Origin of the sequence: Gilliamella sp., from assembly GCF_024104075.1 — a bacterium.
GTDB lineage: Bacteria > Pseudomonadota > Gammaproteobacteria > Enterobacterales > Orbaceae > Gilliamella > Gilliamella bombi.
This window is the reverse complement of the sequence record NZ_JAGGHR010000012.1, coordinates 12,296-32,182: the sequence shown is the minus strand read 5'-3', so window position 1 is coordinate 32,182 and position 19,887 is coordinate 12,296. Positions and strand designations below refer to the sequence as shown.

The 19,887-nt window shown below is 31.5% G+C and carries 27 protein-coding genes and 1 tRNA gene; 5 read left to right on the top strand and 23 right to left on the bottom strand.

Going from position 1 to position 19,887, the window contains the following annotated elements; all coding sequences use genetic code 11:
• Position 1: 1 nt before the first annotated feature.
• A complete protein-coding gene (ribD, locus tag J6569_RS05215) occupies positions 2–1,132 on the top strand; it encodes a bifunctional diaminohydroxyphosphoribosylaminopyrimidine deaminase/5-amino-6-(5-phosphoribosylamino)uracil reductase RibD (protein ID WP_174798914.1) in 1,131 nt (376 codons plus the stop codon).
• 61 nt (positions 1,133–1,193) lie between these two features.
• Complete coding sequence (locus J6569_RS05210) at positions 1,194–1,646, top strand: hypothetical protein (protein WP_174798915.1); 453 nt, start codon at positions 1,194–1,196, stop codon at positions 1,644–1,646.
• Positions 1,647–1,726: 80 nt separating this feature from the next.
• Here J6569_RS05210 and J6569_RS05205 read toward each other — a convergent pair whose 3' ends face one another.
• Positions 1,727–2,485: a M48 family metallopeptidase gene (locus J6569_RS05205; RefSeq protein ID WP_174798916.1), complete on the bottom strand. Its 759-nt coding sequence runs from the start codon at positions 2,483–2,485 to the stop codon at positions 1,727–1,729.
• A gap of 152 nt (positions 2,486–2,637) precedes the next feature.
• On the opposite strand from J6569_RS05205, the gene queA reads away from it, so the two are divergent.
• Complete coding sequence (gene queA / locus J6569_RS05200) at positions 2,638–3,678, top strand: tRNA preQ1(34) S-adenosylmethionine ribosyltransferase-isomerase QueA (protein ID WP_174798917.1); 1,041 nt, start codon at positions 2,638–2,640, stop codon at positions 3,676–3,678.
• Positions 3,679–3,756: 78 nt separating this feature from the next.
• Here the strand turns inward: queA and J6569_RS05195 are convergent, their stop codons facing one another.
• Positions 3,757–4,431, bottom strand: a complete 675-nt coding sequence (locus J6569_RS05195; protein ID WP_174798918.1) for a M48 family metalloprotease — start codon at positions 4,429–4,431, stop codon at positions 3,757–3,759.
• A 137-nt stretch (positions 4,432–4,568) separates the two neighbouring features.
• Between J6569_RS05195 and tgt the strand changes: the two genes are divergently transcribed.
• Complete coding sequence (gene tgt / locus J6569_RS05190) at positions 4,569–5,705, top strand: tRNA guanosine(34) transglycosylase Tgt (protein ID WP_296317939.1); 1,137 nt, start codon at positions 4,569–4,571, stop codon at positions 5,703–5,705.
• 72 nt (positions 5,706–5,777) lie between these two features.
• Positions 5,778–5,854, top strand: a tRNA-Pro gene (locus J6569_RS05185).
• A gap of 285 nt (positions 5,855–6,139) precedes the next feature.
• Here J6569_RS05185 and J6569_RS05180 read toward each other — a convergent pair.
• The 21 genes from J6569_RS05180 to aroD all read right to left on the bottom strand — a co-directional run bounded on the left by J6569_RS05180 (position 6,140) and on the right by aroD (position 19,799).
• The gene (locus J6569_RS05180) at positions 6,140–6,691 is read right to left on the bottom strand and encodes a hypothetical protein (RefSeq protein ID WP_065589873.1); all 552 of its coding nucleotides are present in this window, start codon (positions 6,689–6,691) and stop codon (positions 6,140–6,142) included.
• Positions 6,692–6,710: 19 nt separating this feature from the next.
• Positions 6,711–7,004 (bottom strand): hypothetical protein, encoded by a 294-nt coding sequence (locus tag J6569_RS05175; RefSeq protein ID WP_065589874.1) that lies wholly within the window; start codon positions 7,002–7,004, stop codon positions 6,711–6,713.
• A 52-nt stretch (positions 7,005–7,056) separates the two neighbouring features.
• A complete protein-coding gene (locus tag J6569_RS05170; RefSeq protein ID WP_143421966.1) occupies positions 7,057–7,380 on the bottom strand; it encodes a hypothetical protein in 324 nt (107 codons plus the stop codon).
• A 667-nt stretch (positions 7,381–8,047) separates the two neighbouring features.
• Complete coding sequence (locus J6569_RS05165; protein WP_296317937.1) at positions 8,048–8,596, bottom strand: hypothetical protein; 549 nt, start codon at positions 8,594–8,596, stop codon at positions 8,048–8,050.
• 3 nt (positions 8,597–8,599) lie between these two features.
• Complete coding sequence (locus J6569_RS05160; RefSeq protein WP_296302157.1) at positions 8,600–8,920, bottom strand: hypothetical protein; 321 nt, start codon at positions 8,918–8,920, stop codon at positions 8,600–8,602.
• Between the two features lie 86 nt (positions 8,921–9,006).
• Positions 9,007–9,306 carry a hypothetical protein gene (locus J6569_RS05155; protein WP_296302156.1) on the bottom strand — a complete coding sequence of 100 codons (300 nt, stop codon included), beginning with the start codon at positions 9,304–9,306 and terminating at the stop codon, positions 9,007–9,009.
• A gap of 102 nt (positions 9,307–9,408) precedes the next feature.
• On the bottom strand, positions 9,409–10,536 hold the full coding sequence (locus J6569_RS05150) for a hypothetical protein (RefSeq protein ID WP_296317935.1): 1,128 nt from the start codon (positions 10,534–10,536) through the stop codon (positions 9,409–9,411).
• A gap of 97 nt (positions 10,537–10,633) precedes the next feature.
• The gene (locus tag J6569_RS05145) at positions 10,634–10,903 is read right to left on the bottom strand and encodes a hypothetical protein (protein WP_085165008.1); all 270 of its coding nucleotides are present in this window, start codon (positions 10,901–10,903) and stop codon (positions 10,634–10,636) included.
• A gap of 41 nt (positions 10,904–10,944) precedes the next feature.
• Positions 10,945–11,337: a hypothetical protein gene (locus J6569_RS05140; protein WP_296317933.1), complete on the bottom strand. Its 393-nt coding sequence runs from the start codon at positions 11,335–11,337 to the stop codon at positions 10,945–10,947.
• A complete protein-coding gene (locus J6569_RS05135; protein WP_143422073.1) occupies positions 11,324–11,629 on the bottom strand; it encodes a hypothetical protein in 306 nt (101 codons plus the stop codon). Before J6569_RS05135 ends, J6569_RS05140 begins: the two co-directional genes overlap by 14 nt.
• Positions 11,630–11,758: 129 nt before the next feature.
• A complete protein-coding gene (locus tag J6569_RS05130; protein WP_065575069.1) occupies positions 11,759–12,037 on the bottom strand; it encodes a hypothetical protein in 279 nt (92 codons plus the stop codon).
• A gap of 33 nt (positions 12,038–12,070) precedes the next feature.
• Positions 12,071–12,400: a hypothetical protein gene (locus tag J6569_RS05125; protein WP_085165003.1), complete on the bottom strand. Its 330-nt coding sequence runs from the start codon at positions 12,398–12,400 to the stop codon at positions 12,071–12,073.
• A 172-nt stretch (positions 12,401–12,572) separates the two neighbouring features.
• Entirely contained in the window at positions 12,573–13,058 is a 486-nt protein-coding gene (locus J6569_RS05120; RefSeq protein ID WP_296317931.1) for a hypothetical protein, read from the bottom strand.
• A 16-nt stretch (positions 13,059–13,074) separates the two neighbouring features.
• Positions 13,075–13,458 carry a hypothetical protein gene (locus tag J6569_RS05115; protein ID WP_296300421.1) on the bottom strand — a complete coding sequence of 128 codons (384 nt, stop codon included), beginning with the start codon at positions 13,456–13,458 and terminating at the stop codon, positions 13,075–13,077.
• A gap of 209 nt (positions 13,459–13,667) precedes the next feature.
• A complete protein-coding gene (locus tag J6569_RS05110) occupies positions 13,668–13,973 on the bottom strand; it encodes a hypothetical protein (protein WP_085164997.1) in 306 nt (101 codons plus the stop codon).
• 78 nt (positions 13,974–14,051) lie between these two features.
• Complete coding sequence (locus J6569_RS05105; protein WP_296317929.1) at positions 14,052–14,501, bottom strand: hypothetical protein; 450 nt, start codon at positions 14,499–14,501, stop codon at positions 14,052–14,054.
• Between the two features lie 68 nt (positions 14,502–14,569).
• Complete coding sequence (locus J6569_RS05100) at positions 14,570–14,878, bottom strand: hypothetical protein (protein WP_194240446.1); 309 nt, start codon at positions 14,876–14,878, stop codon at positions 14,570–14,572.
• A gap of 177 nt (positions 14,879–15,055) precedes the next feature.
• Entirely contained in the window at positions 15,056–15,574 is a 519-nt protein-coding gene (locus J6569_RS05095; RefSeq protein WP_174798923.1) for a CPCC family cysteine-rich protein, read from the bottom strand.
• An 89-nt stretch (positions 15,575–15,663) separates the two neighbouring features.
• Positions 15,664–16,188 carry an SMI1/KNR4 family protein gene (locus tag J6569_RS05090; protein ID WP_296317925.1) on the bottom strand — a complete coding sequence of 175 codons (525 nt, stop codon included), beginning with the start codon at positions 16,186–16,188 and terminating at the stop codon, positions 15,664–15,666.
• Between the two features lie 95 nt (positions 16,189–16,283).
• Complete coding sequence (gene plsB, locus J6569_RS05085) at positions 16,284–18,698, bottom strand: glycerol-3-phosphate 1-O-acyltransferase PlsB (RefSeq protein WP_296300418.1); 2,415 nt, start codon at positions 18,696–18,698, stop codon at positions 16,284–16,286.
• Between the two features lie 336 nt (positions 18,699–19,034).
• Positions 19,035–19,799 (bottom strand): type I 3-dehydroquinate dehydratase, encoded by a 765-nt coding sequence (aroD, locus tag J6569_RS05080; RefSeq protein WP_085164990.1) that lies wholly within the window; start codon positions 19,797–19,799, stop codon positions 19,035–19,037.
• Positions 19,800–19,887: the final 88 nt, after the last annotated feature.

Below are 19,887 nucleotides of genomic sequence, written 5' to 3'. Positions count from 1 at the left end.
TATGACTGCAATTTGCAATAAAGATCACTTCTATATGCAACAAGCCATTGATTTGGCTAAGCTTGGTCGTTTTACAACAACACCAAATCCTAATGTTGGCTGTGTCATTGTTAAAGATGATCAAATAATTGGCAAAGGTTATCACCAAAAAGCTGGTGAGCCTCATGCCGAAGTTCATGCACTAAAAATGGCTGGTGATGAGGCAATCGGCGCAACAGCTTATGTGACATTAGAGCCTTGTAGTCATTTTGGTCGAACACCTCCTTGTGCTGATGCGCTTATTAAAGCTGGCATCATTCGTGTAGTAATTGCGATGCAAGATCCTAACCCTAATGTTGCAGGTAATGGTATTAAACGCTTAAAAGAAGCAGGAATAGATGTCACCATTGGCGTTTTAACTGAGCAAGCAGAAGCTATTAATAAAGGCTTTTTAAAACTCATGCGAACAGGTTTGCCTTATATTCAACTTAAACTAGCCGCCTCATTAGATGGTAAAATTGCCATGGCATCTGGTGAAAGCAAATGGATAACATCAAATAAGGCAAGAGAAGATGTGCAACAGTTCCGAGCTCAAGCAAGCTGTATTTTAAGTACTCGTGCGACTGTGCAAGCTGATAATGCAAGTTTAACAGTTAGATATAACGAATTACCTGATGAAATAAAAAAAATCTACCTACCAGAAAAAATCCGGCAACCTATTCGTGTAATTATTGATAGTCAAGCTCAGCTAACAGGTACTGAAAATATTTTCAATCAGCCAGGTGAAACATGGATAGTACGAAAAAAAGATAACCTTATTGCAAAACAAAATACCAAATTAATTATAGAATCATCTAGTTGTAAACAAATAGATTTATCTAAATTGTTTGCATTATTAGCCGAAAAACAAATAAATTCGGTTTGGGTTGAAGCTGGTGCTCATCTGGCTGGAGCTCTAATAGAACAAGATTTAGTGGATGAATTAATTATTTATTATGCACCAAAATTACTTGGTCATAATGCGTTAGATATGTGTATATTGCCAAATCTGCAAAAGCTTTCATTAGCACCACAATTTCAATTTGAATCGATTGCTATGGTGGGCGATGATCTTCGACTTATTTTAAAAAGAAAATTACTTGCAACTTTGTAAAGAGTTAATAACTTTTTTCAGTAACATTCAAAACTAAAAATTTAATAGTAAGTTAGCTGGTATGTATCAAATAACAAGATTCGCCACACTTGATATCGATCTTTTTTTTAATTTAGATGAGTATCGTATTATCGAAGACTTCGGTTATGGTGATATTTCAGGAATAGGAAAAGTCTGTGGTTATCAAATTCTCTTTTTTTATATTTCGGATAATGTTGAGGCATTATCAATTGATGAAGTTATAGACAACACTTTCTTATGTGATAAAGCAAATCAAATTTTAGATTTTCTTGGTTTTGACTTTAAAATTGGTCAGCCGTTTGAGTTAACCAATCAGTTTAATCATAATTATAGATTTAAAGATCATATCTATGAAGAGCACATGCGTTACTATTATGTTTTCGATAACATTTTGATTACTCTAGGTATTAATTTGGAAGGGGTTTTGGTTTCATTTGAAATGGTTAAAGATCAATGTATTATCAATAATCGCCTTGAAACTTTTAAATCTTAGCTTCGTCTTCAAATTTTATTTTATTGGTAACAAATAAAAAAAGCGCCATTAATAGCGCTTTTGATTAAAAATTACTGTGCTTATTTTTTAAGTTCAGCGATTTTTTTACGAATATTATTTGCACGATCTGTTGAAGATGGATGGCTACTTAAGATTGAAGCGTCACCGCCACCTAATTTATCAAATGCAGTTGCAAGACCTACTGGATTAATTTTTTTCTTAACTAAGAAATCGAAAGAATAGTTATCCGCATCTTGTTCTTGTTTTTGTGAAAATTGAGAATTAATCACTGCAGATGCTAAAGCGCCTAAGCTAGATTTAGATAGAGCGGCAATTTTTGCATTACCAGATGCTGCTGCTGCATCACGTGCAATTTCAGTCGCATAAGCAACTTGCATTGCTTTTTTACTATGACCTAAAGCTACGTGACCTAATTCGTGACCTAAAACACCTTGAATTTCGTTATCAGTCATCATATCCATTAGACCACTATATACACGAACACAACCATTAGCCATTGCCCATGCATTAACATCTTTTGTGATGTATACTTTATAGTTGATTGGTGTACCGTTTAGATTATTACCAAGTGTTTTTGCAATTTTATTTAATCGTTTAGTATAAGCGCTTTTTGCTGGAGCAATTCTTGATTGAGCATCCATTTCAGCACATGATTGTTGACTTAATGCTTTAACATCATTATCACTTAGAGTAGCAGCTTGCAAACTTTTCATGCCAAGGCTAGTTAAGTCATCTGCGCTCATATTTTTACAACCAACGAGTGACATTGCTGCAACTAGAGGTAGTGCAACTAACAATGTTTTTTGATGTTTATTCATACTCTTTTCCTTATATTAATATAAATGTCAAATGCCTAATTTCTTTAGACAATTTAAATTTTAACGTAACTTTTATAATAATCAACAAATAATTGCTTGATTAGACAATATCCGGGCTTTAGACTAATGCCTCATTTTTGAGGAACACGATTATGCAACTATCCGATTTTGATTTTTATCTTCCTAAAGAACTAATTGCCAAACATCCTTCAAAAAACAGAAGTGCATGCCGACTTTTATCTCTTGATAGCCATACAGGTAAAGTTGAAGATAATGTATTTACTGATATTATCGATAAAATCAATCCGGGTGATTTACTTATTTTCAACAATACTAAAGTTATTCCTGCTCGCTTATATGGAAAAAAAGCTTCAGGTGGAAAAATTGAAATATTAATTGAAAGAATCTTAGATAATAACCGAGCTCTAGCGCATATTAGAGCTTCAAAATCACCCAAAGCAGGTGCTGAACTAATATTAGGTGAAAATGACCCTATTAAGGTTACCATGCTAACACGCCACGATGCTTTATTTGAATTGCAATTTCCTGACGATGTGCTTAGTGTTTTAAATAAGATAGGTCATATTCCATTACCGCCATATATTGATCGCCCAGATAATGAACAAGATCGTGAAGTTTATCAAACAGTGTATAGTAAAGTGCCAGGAGCCGTTGCTGCACCCACGGCGGGTCTTCATTTCGATAAACCTTTATTAGAAAAACTAAAACAGAAAGGCGTCGAAATGGCATTTGTCACTTTACACGTTGGAGCAGGAACATTCCAACCAGTTAGGGTTGAAAACATTGAAAACCATATTATGCACTCTGAATATGCTGAAGTGCCAGAAACTGTTGTGGAAGCGGTGTTAGCATGTAAAGCACGAAACAAAAAAGTTATCGCTGTGGGAACAACTTCTGTTCGAGCTTTAGAAAGTGCAGCACAAAACACAGGAAAAATAGCTCCTTTTTTTGCCGATACCCAAATTTTTATTTATCCGGGGTATCAATTTAAGGTCATTGATTCGCTCATAACTAATTTTCATTTACCTGAATCAACTTTGATTATGCTTGTTTCTGCCTTTGCTGGTTATGAAAACACCATGAAAGCTTACCAACATGCTGTTAAAGAAAACTATCGATTTTTTAGTTATGGTGATGCTATGTTTATTACAGCGAAAAGTAATAAATATTAATAAATATCAAATAAATATCCAATGTAATTAAGCTAAGTTCAAACTTTATGGCTATATTAAGCTTATCTATATAAATACTTATTTATTGCCTAATTGATCTAAAATACGATCAATACGTTTTGTATTTGATGGATGCGATGTTTTTGTTTTTGAATGAATCGGCATTTTTTTTAACATAGTTACAAGCCCGATTGGGTTAATATTACTGCTCATTAATAATTCCAAGGCATAATGATCGGCTTCAAACTCATATTGTTGAGCAATATCTTCTTTAACAAGAACTATTACCTCTTTATTGGTTATCCCAACATAAGGGGCTAGTTTAAATGATTTTATAGCATGCTTAAGAGCAATATGAGCTTGTTCATGAGCTAAAACTGCCTGTAATTCATTATCGTTTAATAATTTTATTAATCCACTATTTATGCGAATACAACCATTAGCTGTTGCCCATGCATTAGGATCAGTATTTAAATAAACTTTGTAATTTACTTCAATATCATTAATCTTTTTAGGCAACGTTTGAGTTAGTTTTTCAAGTTTTTGGGTAAGCCAACTACTTTCATTAGCAATAACAGATCGTTTATCTGAGTCAGCACACGCTTGTGCTCCAATAGCCTCGATGTCTTGTTCAGATAAATGTTTAATTTTGTCTGATGTAATAATTAGCGCAACTTCATTATTGAAGTTTTGACAACCAACTAATAAACTAATTGAAAAACATGATATTAAAAATAAATTAATATGCTTCAAATGTCTTAAATCCTTTCAAATATTGTTTATTGATGCCTAGCACGATAAACTAACACCGAAAATTAATGATACGGTGACGTATTATAACAATAATTCGCGCCAAACTGTTTATTTGGTCGCAAGAGGTTAACAAAAAAATGAAATTTGAACTAGACAATACCGATGGGCTTGCTCGTCGAGGACGTATGAAATTCGATCGTCGTGGAGTTGAATATACCGTTGAAACACCAGCATTTATGCCTGTTGGTACTTATGGCACGGTAAAAGGTATGACCCCTGAAGAGGTTACTGCAACTGGAGCTCAAATATTACTAGGCAACACATTCCATTTATGGTTAAGGCCTGGACAAGAAATCATGCGAAAACATGGTGATTTACATGATTTTATGCAGTGGCATGGCCCAATTTTGACCGATTCGGGAGGGTTTCAAGTCTTTAGTTTAGGTGATATCCGCAAAATCAAAGAGGAAGGTGTCTATTTCCGTAATCCGATTAATGGTGATTCGATTTTCTTATCACCTGAGGTTTCAATGGAAATTCAATATGATCTTGGTTCTGATATTGTGATGATTTTTGATGAATGCGCCCCGTTTCCTGCTGATTGGGATTATGTCAAAAAATCAATGGAAATGTCTTTACGTTGGGCTAAACGTAGCCGAAAGCGTTTTGATGAATTAGGCAACAAAAATGCACTCTTTGGTATTGTGCAAGGCGGAATACATCAAGAATTACGTGATATCTCAATTAAAGGATTGACCGAAATAGGCTTTGATGGCTATGCTGTTGGTGGATTAGCTGTTGGAGAGCCTAAAGCTGATATGCATCGCATTTTGGAGGGTACTTGCCCACAATTACCAGCCGATAAACCTCGTTACCTAATGGGCGTGGGTAAACCTGAAGATTTAGTTGAAGGTGTACGTCGAGGTATTGATATGTTTGACTGTGTGATGCCAACCCGTAATGCACGTAATGGTCACTTATTTGTCACAAATGGTGTAATTAAAATTCGTAATGCAAAATATAAAGACGACACTACTCCGCTTGATTCTCATTGTGATTGTTATACTTGCAAAAATTATACTAAATCATATCTTCATCATTTAGATAAGTGTGGTGAGATTTTAGGTGCACGACTAAATACCATCCACAATTTACGTTATTATCAACGTTTAATGGCTGAAATTCGTGAAGCTGTTGCGAATAAACGTTACGAAAATTTTGTCATTGAATTTTATCAACGAATTGGTAAAACACCAGCACCTTTATCGAAATAAAGACATAGCAGATATAAATTTTTATCGTAGGTATTGACACTTTTTAGGAAGCGCAGTATTATGCGCTTCCAACGGCGAGTAGCGCAGCTTGGTAGCGCAACTGGTTTGGGACCAGTGGGTCGGAGGTTCGAATCCTCTCTCGCCGACCATTTTTCCTTTCAAAACCCTTTTTTAACATCATTAATACCTTAAAAAATAACATAATTACATTATTTAATAAAAATAAAAAATTAAAGCTAACTTATTATAAAATAAGTTATTTTTTATATTTTAGCAGAAGTGAAATTACTAAAAAATGTAATTTGAAAGAAAAAGAGTATTTATTAAATAAGTTTAAAATTGAAAAAGAAGAAGATATACAACATATACAAAATAAAAAGGTAAAACTCCCAACAATTTTATAAAAAGAGGGAATCCCCTCTTTTTATTATTACTTATAAACCAATTATTTTCTCTCTTGAATTAAAGAGACCGCAATCGTCATAAATTTCTTTATCTTTTGAGTGACATGAACTTTTTGTTTTTTCTGCATTTTTTTTCATTTGCTCATCTGTATCACCTGAAATTTTATAATATACTTTGTTAGTGTTAAAGTTAAATAGATAATTAAAATCATTATCAAGAATATTTTGATCATATGATGATTTTTTACCAACAATTTTCACTTTTACTTTTAAATCACCAACAAAGTATGAATCACAAGTTAAATTAATTGAATCGTCAGATAATATTACTTTATTTATTTCTTCTTTTGAAACTGAGCAATTTTTCAATTCACGATCAATTATAAAAGATGGTTCTTGATTTTTACGAATTGAATAAGTATGATACTGATAGAATTTGTTATTTTTAAAATCATAAAGCATAGCCCATTCTTTTTGATCTTTTATTGCTTCTTTAGCAAATTTTACAAACTCATCATCACCACAACCAACCAACATCATGCTTAAAACACTAATACAAAAAAAACTAATTATTTTTTTCATTATTTAACCCCTTTCTTTTTTACTTAGCATTAATTAATTTGTAAGTAATGCCGTTTTTACAAACTTTTGTTGTGTATTTACCATCAGTATTTAAATTTATAGCAAGTGTTACAGTATCAAGATTACAATTTTTACTAATCTCATTCATTATTTTCATATAACCAACTCCAGTTAAATCTGGAGCTTGAGAATCAAAACCACTTGCTGTTGCTTTACCTGTTTTTAAATCATAAATAATTGTGTTTTTATCACCACATCCCACCAAAACAAAACCTAAAACACTAACACACACAAAACTAATTATTTTTTTCATTATTTTATTCCTTGTAATTAACACAAATAAGCCTCATTATTTAAATAGTTATTTATTTACCAGATAAGTTTTCTAAAATTTTTAAAATTCTTAATGTAAACATGCTTGGAAGCCAACCAAAAATAAAGCTAGTAAAGAAAAAGTAAATAATCAAAATCCCAAACCCTTGTAAACCGCCTAAATTATGAAACATATCGTAAAGTGCCATAAAAACTTTAATAGGATTATCTAGTCCCAAAAATTTATCAAAAATAATTAAAGTAAACCCAATCCAATAAAGCAAAGCTATACCATCTCTAACTAAAGGATTCGTTGTAATATAATAATCTCCGTCAAGATCAGAATAATAACCGTTCAAAATTCTACCAAGCATCATTTTCTCCTTATCTATAAAAATTTATTAAAAGTAAAGTAAAGGTTAAGTTAAAAAGATTGACTATTGTATTATGATCGGTTTCGCAGATCAATAAAATATATTATAATAGGTTTTATCTATCACAATTAACCTTACTGATCGTTATAATCTTTCAAAAATTTTTAAAAAGTAACAAGTTAAGTTAATTGCGTGTTTAATTTATATATTTTAATTAATCAATGGGATGGGCGAATGATATATAATGTTTTTCAATAATAAGGATAACGTGGATAATTACATTAGTTAGTTTTCTTATTTTTTCCATTTACAAAAAAAGCATATTAACATCGGCAGGTACGTTCATTTTTGATTTTGTTATTAATTTTATTTTAATTAGCGTTGTGGTATTTCTTTCTAAAAAGATTAAAAATAATTTAAAAAAGAACAAGCCAAATACTAGAGCTAATGCAACAACTTAAAATGGATGAACAAAAACTAAGAAGAATGGTAGCTAGCTGGCTAACAGCATAAAAATGCAGGAGGATTTAGGTAAATTAACGGGTTTTATGAATAAACAGGTAATTGAAACTGCATTAAATGAATAATTGACTGAGCATCCGTCACCTTTAACTTTAAAATACACAAAATTTAGGAAGAGGGCGTTTATAGCTTATGTTTTAAATTAACACTAAAAATAAGAATAAGGTTTAGGTATACGGCGTTTTTTCGGCGTTTTCTTTTTATATGCTTTGGGCTTCCATTGAGAATAATCCGTGACATAAAGTTCATTAAGTTTTAAATCATAGGGGATGTCTTTTATATTGTCAGATATTTCATCGTAAGGTGAAGGTAGTGTGAAAGATAGACCATAATCATCATCAACAATCAGCATGCCAAGTAAGATAGCTCGAAACTTAGTTAGATAGCACAACTCTTCCATGGTAATGCCAGCATATAACTCGTTTTGATATTTATTTATATATTTGCCTTGGTAATTTTGGTTACATCCTATTCCAATAATGTCTCCGTCAAAAGTGGTAGTGATTGTCAATGTGCCATCGTTTAACGAATAGAAGCACCATCTATTTTGCTCACCAGGTGGAGAATACAATTCACATTCTTGACATTTAACATCAAAACGTTGGTACATTTCATCCAAATAAGTGAGAATGTTATCACCAATTTGAATGTTTCCTATTGATTTATAGCTAATAATGTTAGCATTCAATGCGATCATGACTTACCACCCTGACGTTTGCCCATCGTCGTCTAATATTTTAATCTCAGTCTGACTTCTTATCCATGTAAATAACTGCGCTAAATCTTTTTCGATCCTAGGCGGATGAGCACTTATTTCAATAAAAATTTGAGTATCTTCCAAAAATAGTCTGACATCGAACAATCTACTCTTACTATTATCCCAATATGGTGAGCCAGATAAACAGTATGCGTTATTTTTAGCAATATAAGTGGGTAATGATAAAATTTTATTGGCAATATCACAGGCATTTTGCTGATACCATGTGTGATTTATAAACACTAATCTAAACTCGGCTGACATTGAGTGGTGTTATCCCTATCATAATAAGTTTTATTACTAAAACGTATGGCTAAGTATTTGATATCCATTATTCAATAACTAAATAGTTAATCACCAGTAACACGTAATTGTTTAATATTTTTTTGTTTGAGCGTGATGATGATCCGTTGCAGTTCAGGAATAAAATTTTCAATTTGTGACATAATTTGCGTTAAATCAGTTATCAATATTGCCAAATTGCTAGCATTAAACACAACATTAACGGTGTAATAGTCACGAATTCTTTTTAATTGTTTAAGACTTTTCCAGCAGGTTGATGTACTAAATATTTTTCCATGAAGATCTTCGCTCATGGTAAATATTTCTGATTGCTGATTGTCAAAGTTGATAATAAAATCTAGCGCCATAAATTTAAATACCTATTAGGTAATGAATAGTAAGATATTATCTTACATATTTACAAGATTACTGGATTAATATCTTTGTTTTTACCATAATTATCAGACAGATTAGAGGCTGTTAGATAAAAAAGGTTTATTCAGTTTTTTAGCTAATTTTTCTACACATTCTCTAGCTGCGATTTTGTAATTGATTGCATTTTCATAGGATTCATTTTTATCAACATATTCTTCAAATGTTTTAAGTGCACCTAAAAAACGAGCGGCAACAATAGTAAATTCATTATTGATCCAACAAGAGAAAATTGTTGAAGCAAACCCTTCAAGATTTTTATAATAAACAATATTTTCGATTTTTTCGATATCTAAAATCAGTACATGATTTACCTGTAAACTTTCTGGTAATCGTTTAATCTCTGTCTCATCAATGTATAAAGTTCCGTTTACGGATAAATTTTCGGGCAAGGTGTTAATTTTTTGATTTTGTAAACTTAGATAACCTCCAACTGATAAATTTTCTGATAATTTATTGATTTGCGTGTGAAATAAATCTAAATTACCACCTATAGTAAGATTACGTGGCAATGTTTGAATCTCAGTATATTCAAGTTCTAAACTTCCAGAAACAGAAAGGCCTTCAGGCAGGTTTGTTAATTTAGTGCCACTTAATGCTAAATTACCATTAATAGAGAACTTTTCTGGTAAACTTGTGATATTTGTATAGCTTAAATCTAATCCCCCACCAATTGATAAATATGTTGGTAATACTTCAATTTGAGTATCGTATAAATTTAAATTTCCCTTAACTGTGATATGTTCAGGTAATGCTTTTATCTTAGTATATTGCAAAATTAAGTTACCAAGTACGGTTAAGTTATCAGGTAACGATTCTATTTTTGATGAGTCTAAATCTAAATTTCCTCCACAAAAAAAAGTGTTAGGTAATGTTTTAATATCGCTGTAAGCTAAATATAAATTACCACCAACTGATAGATTATCAGGCAATGTCTGGATATGGGTATAATTTAAATTTAGATTGCCACCAATCGTTAAATTTTGAGGTAATTCTTCTATATGTGAATGAGCTAAATTTAGATGCCCACTAATTGATAAATTATTAGGAAGTGTCTTAATATTTGTATGATATAAGTCCACATTACCATTAATGGTTATTTTATTGTTTTTAATAAAATAATTTATTCCCTTTTTTTTAAGTAATATGAAAAATTCTTCCACCACTTATTTCCTTTTTTGTCAATGCGTTAATGGATTGTTGTGTACATAACTTGGCTTTTTTCTATACAGAATAGTTTTAATGATTAGTAATGTTTTAGTGCTATTGCTGTTGTCCTGCTTCAAAATGGTAGTGTTCCATTGAGGCACAGGTAAAAGATTCAATAAAGGCAGGTTTTGTATGCCACGTTTGTTTGGCAGTAAACAAATCATTAGCAATGGCCCAATCATACACCCCAGTATTCACAGGATAACGGGTTAATACACCAGATAATTGATGTTTTTCAATCCAAGTTTTAGCTTCAGTTAACGAGGTGAATATACCAGCAGGAAAGTTTGCTCCTTCACCATTAAATACCCATATTTCTTTCATTTTTGCTATCCTATTTAATCAATTCTGGTTGCAACATGGTATTATGCTATAAAATTAATATGTGATTTAAAACATAACAGTAGTTTAAGAGCAATGTTGTCGAAAATAGATAATTCAAAATTATTAAGATTATCTTGATATTCCATTACTTTATCCACTCCATAATTTGAATAGACAAGGCAAGTTATATGTATCATATCGTTTGTGATGCGAATATTAACAATATCATTATCAAATAGTTCCATACTGTTAATTGATAATTTGAAACGCAGATAAATTTGTTGTTTCAAGATATTAACATGTATATAACTAGCCATATCAGTTAATTTAAACTGCCTAGCAATATTCGATTGTAATAAAATACCTAATTGATTGAGTTTATCAGATAAGTTTGATATCAAGTCAACTGTTTTTTTATTGTTATAAATCATCATACTGTAAAAAAGCATCGTTTTTAAAATAAAAGACAAAAGAGCTAAATAAATCCTCTAATGTTGGATTATCTAATTCATTGTTAGCCACGCTAATAATATCTTCAATTTCGGCTTTTTCTAGCGTTGGTATCCAACCTTCTTCTATAGCTTGTTTAGGCAGGTTTGAATCATCATCATCTAAAATATCTTCATCCTCAAGACTAAAAACTCCTTGGGTATCAAGTGTCCAAGATGAGTGATCAGCGGGAAGATAAAAAAAACTGTATGGCATGTCTTCTATGTTAGAAAGCATATCTCGTATAGTAATAAAATTCATCATTTTCAAAAAAAATTAAAAGGTTAAGATACTTTCAATATTCAGACATCAGTATAATGGCATATTAAATGATTGTCAGTATATTTCAATAAGCAATGTATTCATTTAATCACCATCGGCAATAATCACTTCGTCTTCACTCACAGCTTGCTTAAGTAGCATAATTAGTTTTTGGATTTCGCTGTCGTTATGTTTTTGTAACAAGTTGATTAATATTTTTTGATGATCGGGATAGATTCTGTTTCGACCATAGACATCAATCATGATGCCTGTTTTCCGCTTTAAATCGATAAAAGCTTGCTCAAGTAATTGCACTTTTTTATCACTTAACACAAGAGATGGCTTACTGTCTTTTTGATCTGATAAGTAGGAAAAATCTAGCATCTTTTATATTCCTTGATATTGGTAATGCGTTGATTATTCTTGGTTACATAAATTAAGAATATATTGAGGTGTCTTTTTTCGATAACGTATGCTCTGTTTTAAACCGATGGAGCCTTGCCTTACACATTTTAGCAGATCCTCATCACTAATAATAAAATCACTATCTTCCAGAAAAATATCAATCACTGCTTCGGCAAATGAATCTGGAATATGATTTAAGACAAAGTTAAAAATACGATTTTTTGCGTCGTTGTGTTGTAATATTGATTCAATGATGATCGATGCATTTTGCTGCCAATTTTCGGCAAACCGTAGAAAATCTTGCTCATTGAACGTATCTTGCAGAATGATTTTAGCTACCATTTCGCCTCTTTAGTAATATTGTAAGGTAAATATAATTGTTATTTAAAGATAAATCCTAACTCGCAACAACGATCATCGCTATATTGATTACCAATATTCAAAAAATATATAGATAATTTATTATAAACAATTTTTCATCTTAACAACTATCTAGTATTTCAATACAAAGATTTTAGTTAAGTGATATTTTATTCTTTTTAATCAAAAAATAGCGTTTGGAAGAAATTGGACGGGAAATGTAAGGTAGATATCTAAGTGCAAACGGAAAGGTTTTTATAGGTTTGTTAAAAAGTTCGAGTAACCAACCATCAGAATCCTTAAACGACATAAATTCAAAACTTATCGTATTATCGGATAAAATTTTAATATCATCAATACCATTCCCAGCAAACCAAGAAGAGTAGCCACCACCAATTCTAGCTCGCTCGACAATTTTATTCCTTTTTAAATCAAGTAAATAAATAGATAAAATCTCTTCCCAAGCGTCACCATTTTGTGACAAAAAAAGTAAGATATAATCATCATTATAACTAAAAGCCGCTTCTAAATAGCCCCCTTTCAGTTTTTCATTACAGCAAACACCATCAACTTCAACAAGTGAATAGATTTTGCCAGGTTTCCTGAGAGGTAATCGCTTTACTACAACATTGGATATCATTTTTATCATACTTAATCTAAAAAATGTTATTTAAAATATCAATAGAAAGCCTATCAACACTAAACTTAATAAAATTACCACTTAAGTAAGCAAAATCATAAAATAAATCATCTTGAAAAACAAGATTCGATAGTATTAATCTATTTTCAAATAGATAACCATTAATATGATGAACAAAAGTATCAGCTTGTTGCATAATAGAAAAATGCTTATCTCCAGATAGTTCAGGCTTTATCTTGTCAATAAAACACAAATTAAGTTCTAATAGATAAATATTGTCCTGATTTAGCGCACAAGCGGAAGAATTGATAAAACAGCAAAGTTGATATTGACCAAAATCAAAAGTAGCCTGCTCCTCAATATATGGATCTATAGCAACTAGCTTTGCGTAATATTTCATTGTTTTTTCCATGTTTGATTGTGACTAGTGAGTGATCGCATAATTAGGGGACATAATAACAGAACATCCAGATGCATAAGATCACTAAAATTCAGTTGTATTATCCTATAATTATCTTGGTTTGTGATTGTATGATATTGATGCATTATTTCGTGAAATGAATGATTTGATATAAAAAATGAATTAATAACCTTAACACTTTTCCCAAATCAAAATATTATCTTTGATCCTTTTGCTGGCCCCAATTGATCTATATCAATACCAATAGAGCCTAAATAATCTATCATTTGTTGATACAAATTGAATTCATGAATTTCATCAATAATCGTTTCATGTTCGTCGAAAAAATCCACACCATCGACTAGTTTTATAACTTCGTAAAGAACCCTATACTTTTTATTTTTAAAATTTATAGCAATAGTAGTAAATTGTGAAGCATTATTGGGAAGATCATCAATAATTGTTGTTTGTAATGTTCGCCCTAATCGAATATATTCATTTTTAGTATATTTCATATAACCATAACCTTTTTATTCAATATGATTTTAGAGCCTAATAGGTTTGTCATGCACTAAAGCATAAAAACAAATCATTTACTCAGTCTGATACGTTTTATACAATGCTATTTCAGCCGATATGCATTGGCTAAATTTGCAATTTAAATTTTTTATTACGTCACCTTCTGTATAACAATAGACCATAGGATCATCATGTCTATCCATAAAGAATAGACTTGAATAACCTTGATGTAATAAAAAAGCAAGGAAATTAGTGGGAATAGAAATATTGTTCTCGACCAGTAAAACTAAAGAGCCTTGGTTTATATCATCAATTTCATGAAATAATATAGCTGTACCAAGTTTAAAATCACCTGCATTAATGCCTAGTTTTGACAAAAAAATTTTATAATATACAGGAAGCCGACCATATTGGTGTTCAAGTTGAGCCAATTGTTGGTCATTACAGCCTTTGGTAACAAAACCTTTGGAAGTCAATATAGCAATTAATTGATTGAGTTGATGATTAAACTCCCATTTATTCAATGTGATTTTACCTTTATTTTTCTAGTTGGTAGATGTTTTTAGCTTGTAATTGTATTTTAAGACAGTAATTAAAGTACTTCAACAGTTGCCACTTGTTTAGGTCCCTCATAAATAATTATTTTAAACCCTTTATTGAGTAAGTAACTGGGCGCATTTTTCATTAAAAAATGGGCTTCACCAAAACCTATTCTTTCATGAGTATTAATGTTCTCATTATTTTTAACATTTATTACCAATGACCAACTTGTCATATCACCCTGCTTATCTTTAAGCGGTTCAGTGATCGGATAATATTTTGTATTTATAGGAAGCGTTTTTTTTCCACCTTGTTGTATGGATCGCCAATAAATTTTGACATTAACTGTCGAATGTAGCATTTTTAGATTCCTATTTAGTCATTTGTTATTCTGTTATTTTTTAATGTGTTTACCAATTTATTTAATGGCCTTCTTAATAATAAATTATCAAATTTTATTTAGCCATAAAGATTGTTTTTTGTTTAAAAAATCAGATTTTACATACTTTCATTGTGATAGGAAAATTTATATAGAAAATTACACTTGCTTCAATTTTAAGCTGGTAGGTGAATACCTTCTTATAAATACATCACTGTATTGCTCAATCAATTCTTTTGTGACGATATTATTTTTATAATCTGTTAAGTAACTTTTGTTTAATTTGCTATAACCATTTTTATCCAATGTATCCGTCTGCCAATTGCAAACAGGGCATATTTCAAAAATAGCATCTTCAGCATTTTCAAACACCACAAATTGGCAACAAGTACAAGCTACCCCTGATATTCCACTATCTGGGTGATCTATAATCTTTATTTTATTACCGGTAATTTGCTCTATTTTTGTTTCGAGATAACGATTTTTTAATAACGGTGAGGGTTTATAATTATCAAAAATATCATTATTAAATATTGCTTGTTTAGCATGCTCGCAAGATTGCTGGTTTATTATGCCATTTTCAAACAAATATGTTGTTCTAGCTTGTAAGCTTAAACTAAATAACGCATGATAACTTAAAAAATTGATGACCTCATTACGCAAAAAAGATATACACATAATGTTGCTATGCCTCTATTAAGCTCATAGTTAAATGAACGCTATAATGCTAATTATCTATTTAGCAAAAATATAATTATCACAAACGATTATTTTTTGAAATAAATGTAGAGCGCAATTGAAGCAATAACCCAAACCCATATAAGAATATCTAGCTGGCGATCTTTCTTATATTTTTTGTCAAGAGATTGTAATACCTCATCCAAAAATAAAATAAAACAGTTAAATGATTCAAATTGCAGTGTTAATTTTTGCTCTACGACTGACCAGTAGTAAACACAACCATTATCTTGAGGCCTTAATGAAAGCAGGTAACAATTCAAGTATAGATCAGAAGCAAAAGGGAGCATATCTTGTAGCTGCGGGAAATCTCGTTTAAACTGCGCATAAATATTTTCTATTGTAATGCCATATTTTATGCTAAAAAAATTAATCAAAAACTTGTCATCAACATAATTACTCATTTTACTATCAAGTTGTATAAAAGTTCCTCCGTTAAATTGGCGGTAAAAGTTGATAAAATCATCGGGAATTTTATTCCCAACGAATTGACTAAATTCGTTGAGTTCTTCATCAGTTAATTGTTGTTGTGTTTCTTCGAGTTTCAATACCATCTGTTTTTTCTTTTCACCCAAACCATATTAACTAAAAAGCATGACTTATTATTTTTTTGTTTAATAGCTTCATTATGGACTTTTTATTATTTGAGTTATAAATTGATTTCGTCGATAGTTTGCATTACTCGTGCTGTAATTAGAGGCTTAAGTATTGTATTCATGGTTTCAATTTTTCCTAAGTTGGTATCATTCTGATCATCTAAATAACCTTGCTCTCGTAGTGATGCGACTAATGTTGAAAATACACCTTTGTCGAAGAATTCTGGAGCATTAATACCATGCAAAACAGATAACCGTTCAGCAATGAGACGCGCCTCTTTTTCTAGTTTTGCACGGCTAATAGTTGGATCTTTTTGCAATAAAGAAAACGCAATAGCATAACGTTGTAAAGTATCTTTAGAAGATGAAGCAATTAATTGTAATCCCGAAATTTTTAAAGAATTTACTGTCAATTTATCTGTCGAGTCGCTAATTAAATTCAATTTGGCATAAGTTGCTATGATTTGTTGTACATATACAGTTAGCTGTTCGTTATTATGATAAAGGAATAGTTCTGATTTTATTAAAGGGAAAAATCGTCTTACTTGTTCTAATATTTCGCCAGATGATATTTGGTTATATTTGAGCACAATTCTAGCTACGATTGCAGGAATAATCAGTAAATGCTGAATATTATTTCGGTAATAGGTCATTAATACTGCTTGTTCAGTTGTAAGTCCAACCATTTCACCAACTTCATCGGTAGTAATAATGAATTTACCCATTTGTTTGGCGTGTTCAAATAATTCTTCAGGTGTTTGATCTGGAATAGTTATCAAATCTGAATAAGGAATATTTTTTAATAATTTTAAAAAATAATCGATATGTTCCAGTAACCTTACTTTGGTTAGTGCGCGTTGGTCTGCGGCCAATAATATTGAACAGCATAAGTTCATCGCATTAATTGCAGCTGAAGAGTTAATATGCTCCATAATTTGTTTAGCAAGTAAATTGGTTGTTGGTGTTAACCAACTAGGGCGCTGTGTACCAGTTGGTTCTATTTCATTTCGCCAATCAGGAACTTGTTGGTTTAAAAATTGATTCAAAGGTATAGGTTGGCCAAAATTAACATAGCCAAACCCTAATTTTTTTAATTTGAAAAATGCTTTAATTGTGCGTCCTAAACTCTCTTTTTCTTTTTTTGCACCACGGAGTTCATTGGCATAAGTTGCAACTTCTAAAACATGTTCATAACCAATATAAACAGGAACAACAGTAATTGGGCGTGCATCACCACGCAATAATGTTTGGATTGTCATCATCAACATGCCTGTTTTAGGATCGAGTAACCGGCCTGTGCGTGAGCGTCCACCTTCAATAAAATACTCAACAGAATAACCACGGATAAATAGTTCAGCCAAATATTCACGAAAAACGGCAGTATAGAGCTTATTTCCTCTAAATGAGCGGCGAATAAAAAATGCACCTAATCGCCTAAAAATAGGACCTGCTGGCCAAAAGTTTAAATTAATGCCAGCAGCAATATGAGGAGGAACTAAACCTTGTCGATAAAGCACATAGGATAATAAAAGGTAATCCATATGACTACGATGACAAGGAGCATACACAATTTCGTGTCCGTTTTGCGCAAGCTCACGAACTGGATCTGCGTTTGTCACTTTAAGACCTTGATAGAGCCTATTCCATGCCCAAGTGAGAACAAAATCAGTTATTCTTAACATACGATAAGAAAAATTTGCGGCAATTTCGTTTAGCATTGCTAAAGCATTTTTTTTCGCTTTGTCAATATCAATATTTTTGCTTTTAGCCTCTTCTTGTATTGCTTCTGACAGTCCAGGATTATTTAATAATTTATTAAGCATTTCTTGGCGAATGGGCAGTTTGGGGCCGACAGAAGCTATCCTTTGCTTTGCAAAATGAATACGCGCAACGCGAGCCAATTTATGTGCTAACACTGAAAGATCTTGTTTATCGACATGAATATCTTTAAACGAAACAGTACGAGAAAAGCGTGTATAACAGTCTCTGCCTGATGTCATTATTTTTAATAATTTACTAGGTGCACCAAGTACTTGCAGTGAAAGTTTTTTTTCTCCTTCTTTATCAGGGCGGCGACCAAACATGACCGAAATAGGTAGCATCTGAATATCAAGATCATGATTTTGTTGATGTGCAGAAATATAATCCCTTAAAATTTCAATCGCTTTATTTTTTTGTTGATTGGATGCAAAAATACCAGGTCCTTTATCAATATAGATATAAGCTGGAATAACTTTACCATTAATATCTATGCCAACTAATGGATCAGGTAAACTATATTGCAAACAAAGAGATCGAACCACCATCAAATCAATTTGAGAGTTATAAGGAAGTACGTATAAAATTGGCTTGTTGGTATCGAGGTCTAATTCTGTTATTGGATCGGTAGGAATTGGTTTGCTTTTAACAAAAAGCTTCACCAAAATTTGGATTAGAAAAAAATAAACTTTAGTCCACCAAGAAAACATAAAAAAATAAACCTCATACGTTTTTATTAATTATCCATTTAACTAACTTAGATTCTGCACTTTCTAACTAAACTGAGAAATGAATGTTTAAATTAAAAATTTAAAGCAGTTTTGTTTTTAGTCTGCAAAAGCATTTAATAGTTAATGCAGTATATACTTCTTACTGCTTATCTGTTAGTAAATTTGCACAATCTTTAGTCCATGTAATTAGCTGATAAAAACAACTTATATAACAATATCCAAGTCTAATATAAAGGTTTATTGATATCAACTACATGGCTCTCTCTGTTTTTTGCCTTCTTTAGCTAATTGATTAATAAAATAGTTTCAGTTGAATTAACTACGACTTTGGTATAATGCATCTAAAATATATCGTAATTGTTTAACATCTAATTGACCTGGTGCCGATGCATTCTTAGCCGCTCCAAAAGTCATTGCTGAACCAAATGTCGAACCAGAAATACGACTAACAGTTCCAAGCCCAGCCATTGACATGGTAATAATCGGCGTGGTTGAGTGTTTTTTGTTCATTTCTGTGGTGGCAGCTAGTAAGGTTAATACATCATCCTCGGTGTTGGGCATAACTGCAATTTTGGGAATGTCTGCGCCAAGTTCTTGCATTTTTTTTAGTCGATAGACGATATCGCTCTTAGATGGCGTTTTTTCAAAATCATGATTTGATACCACAACAAATATCTGATGTTTGTGTGCGACATCGATAATATCTTTTACATAGTCATCACCAATAAACATCTCAACATCAATCAGATCGATAAGCCCACTACAAGCCATTTCTTTATTCAATTGGATATAAGATGTTAATGGCCATGGCTTAGCTCCACCTTCGTTTGCGGTTCTAAAAGTGAATAAAATAGGTTTATTTGGTAGTAAATCTGCTATTTTTTTAGCGACTAACTTTACAGTATTAAGATTATCAACGTGGATAAAGTGATCAACACGCCACTCTAAAACGTCAAAATCAATTGATTGTAAAAACTGTACTTCATCAATTAATTCTGCCTCAGTTTTACCGATAATTGGCACAATAATTTTGGGTGCGCCTGAACCGATTTCAAGTTTTTTGATGGTAAGTGTTTTCATTTTGTATCCTGTTAGCTAAAAATTCCGTTAATAGACCATAATTTTATCTGGTTTTAATTTTGTATTAAATAAAACAGTAGAATGAAGT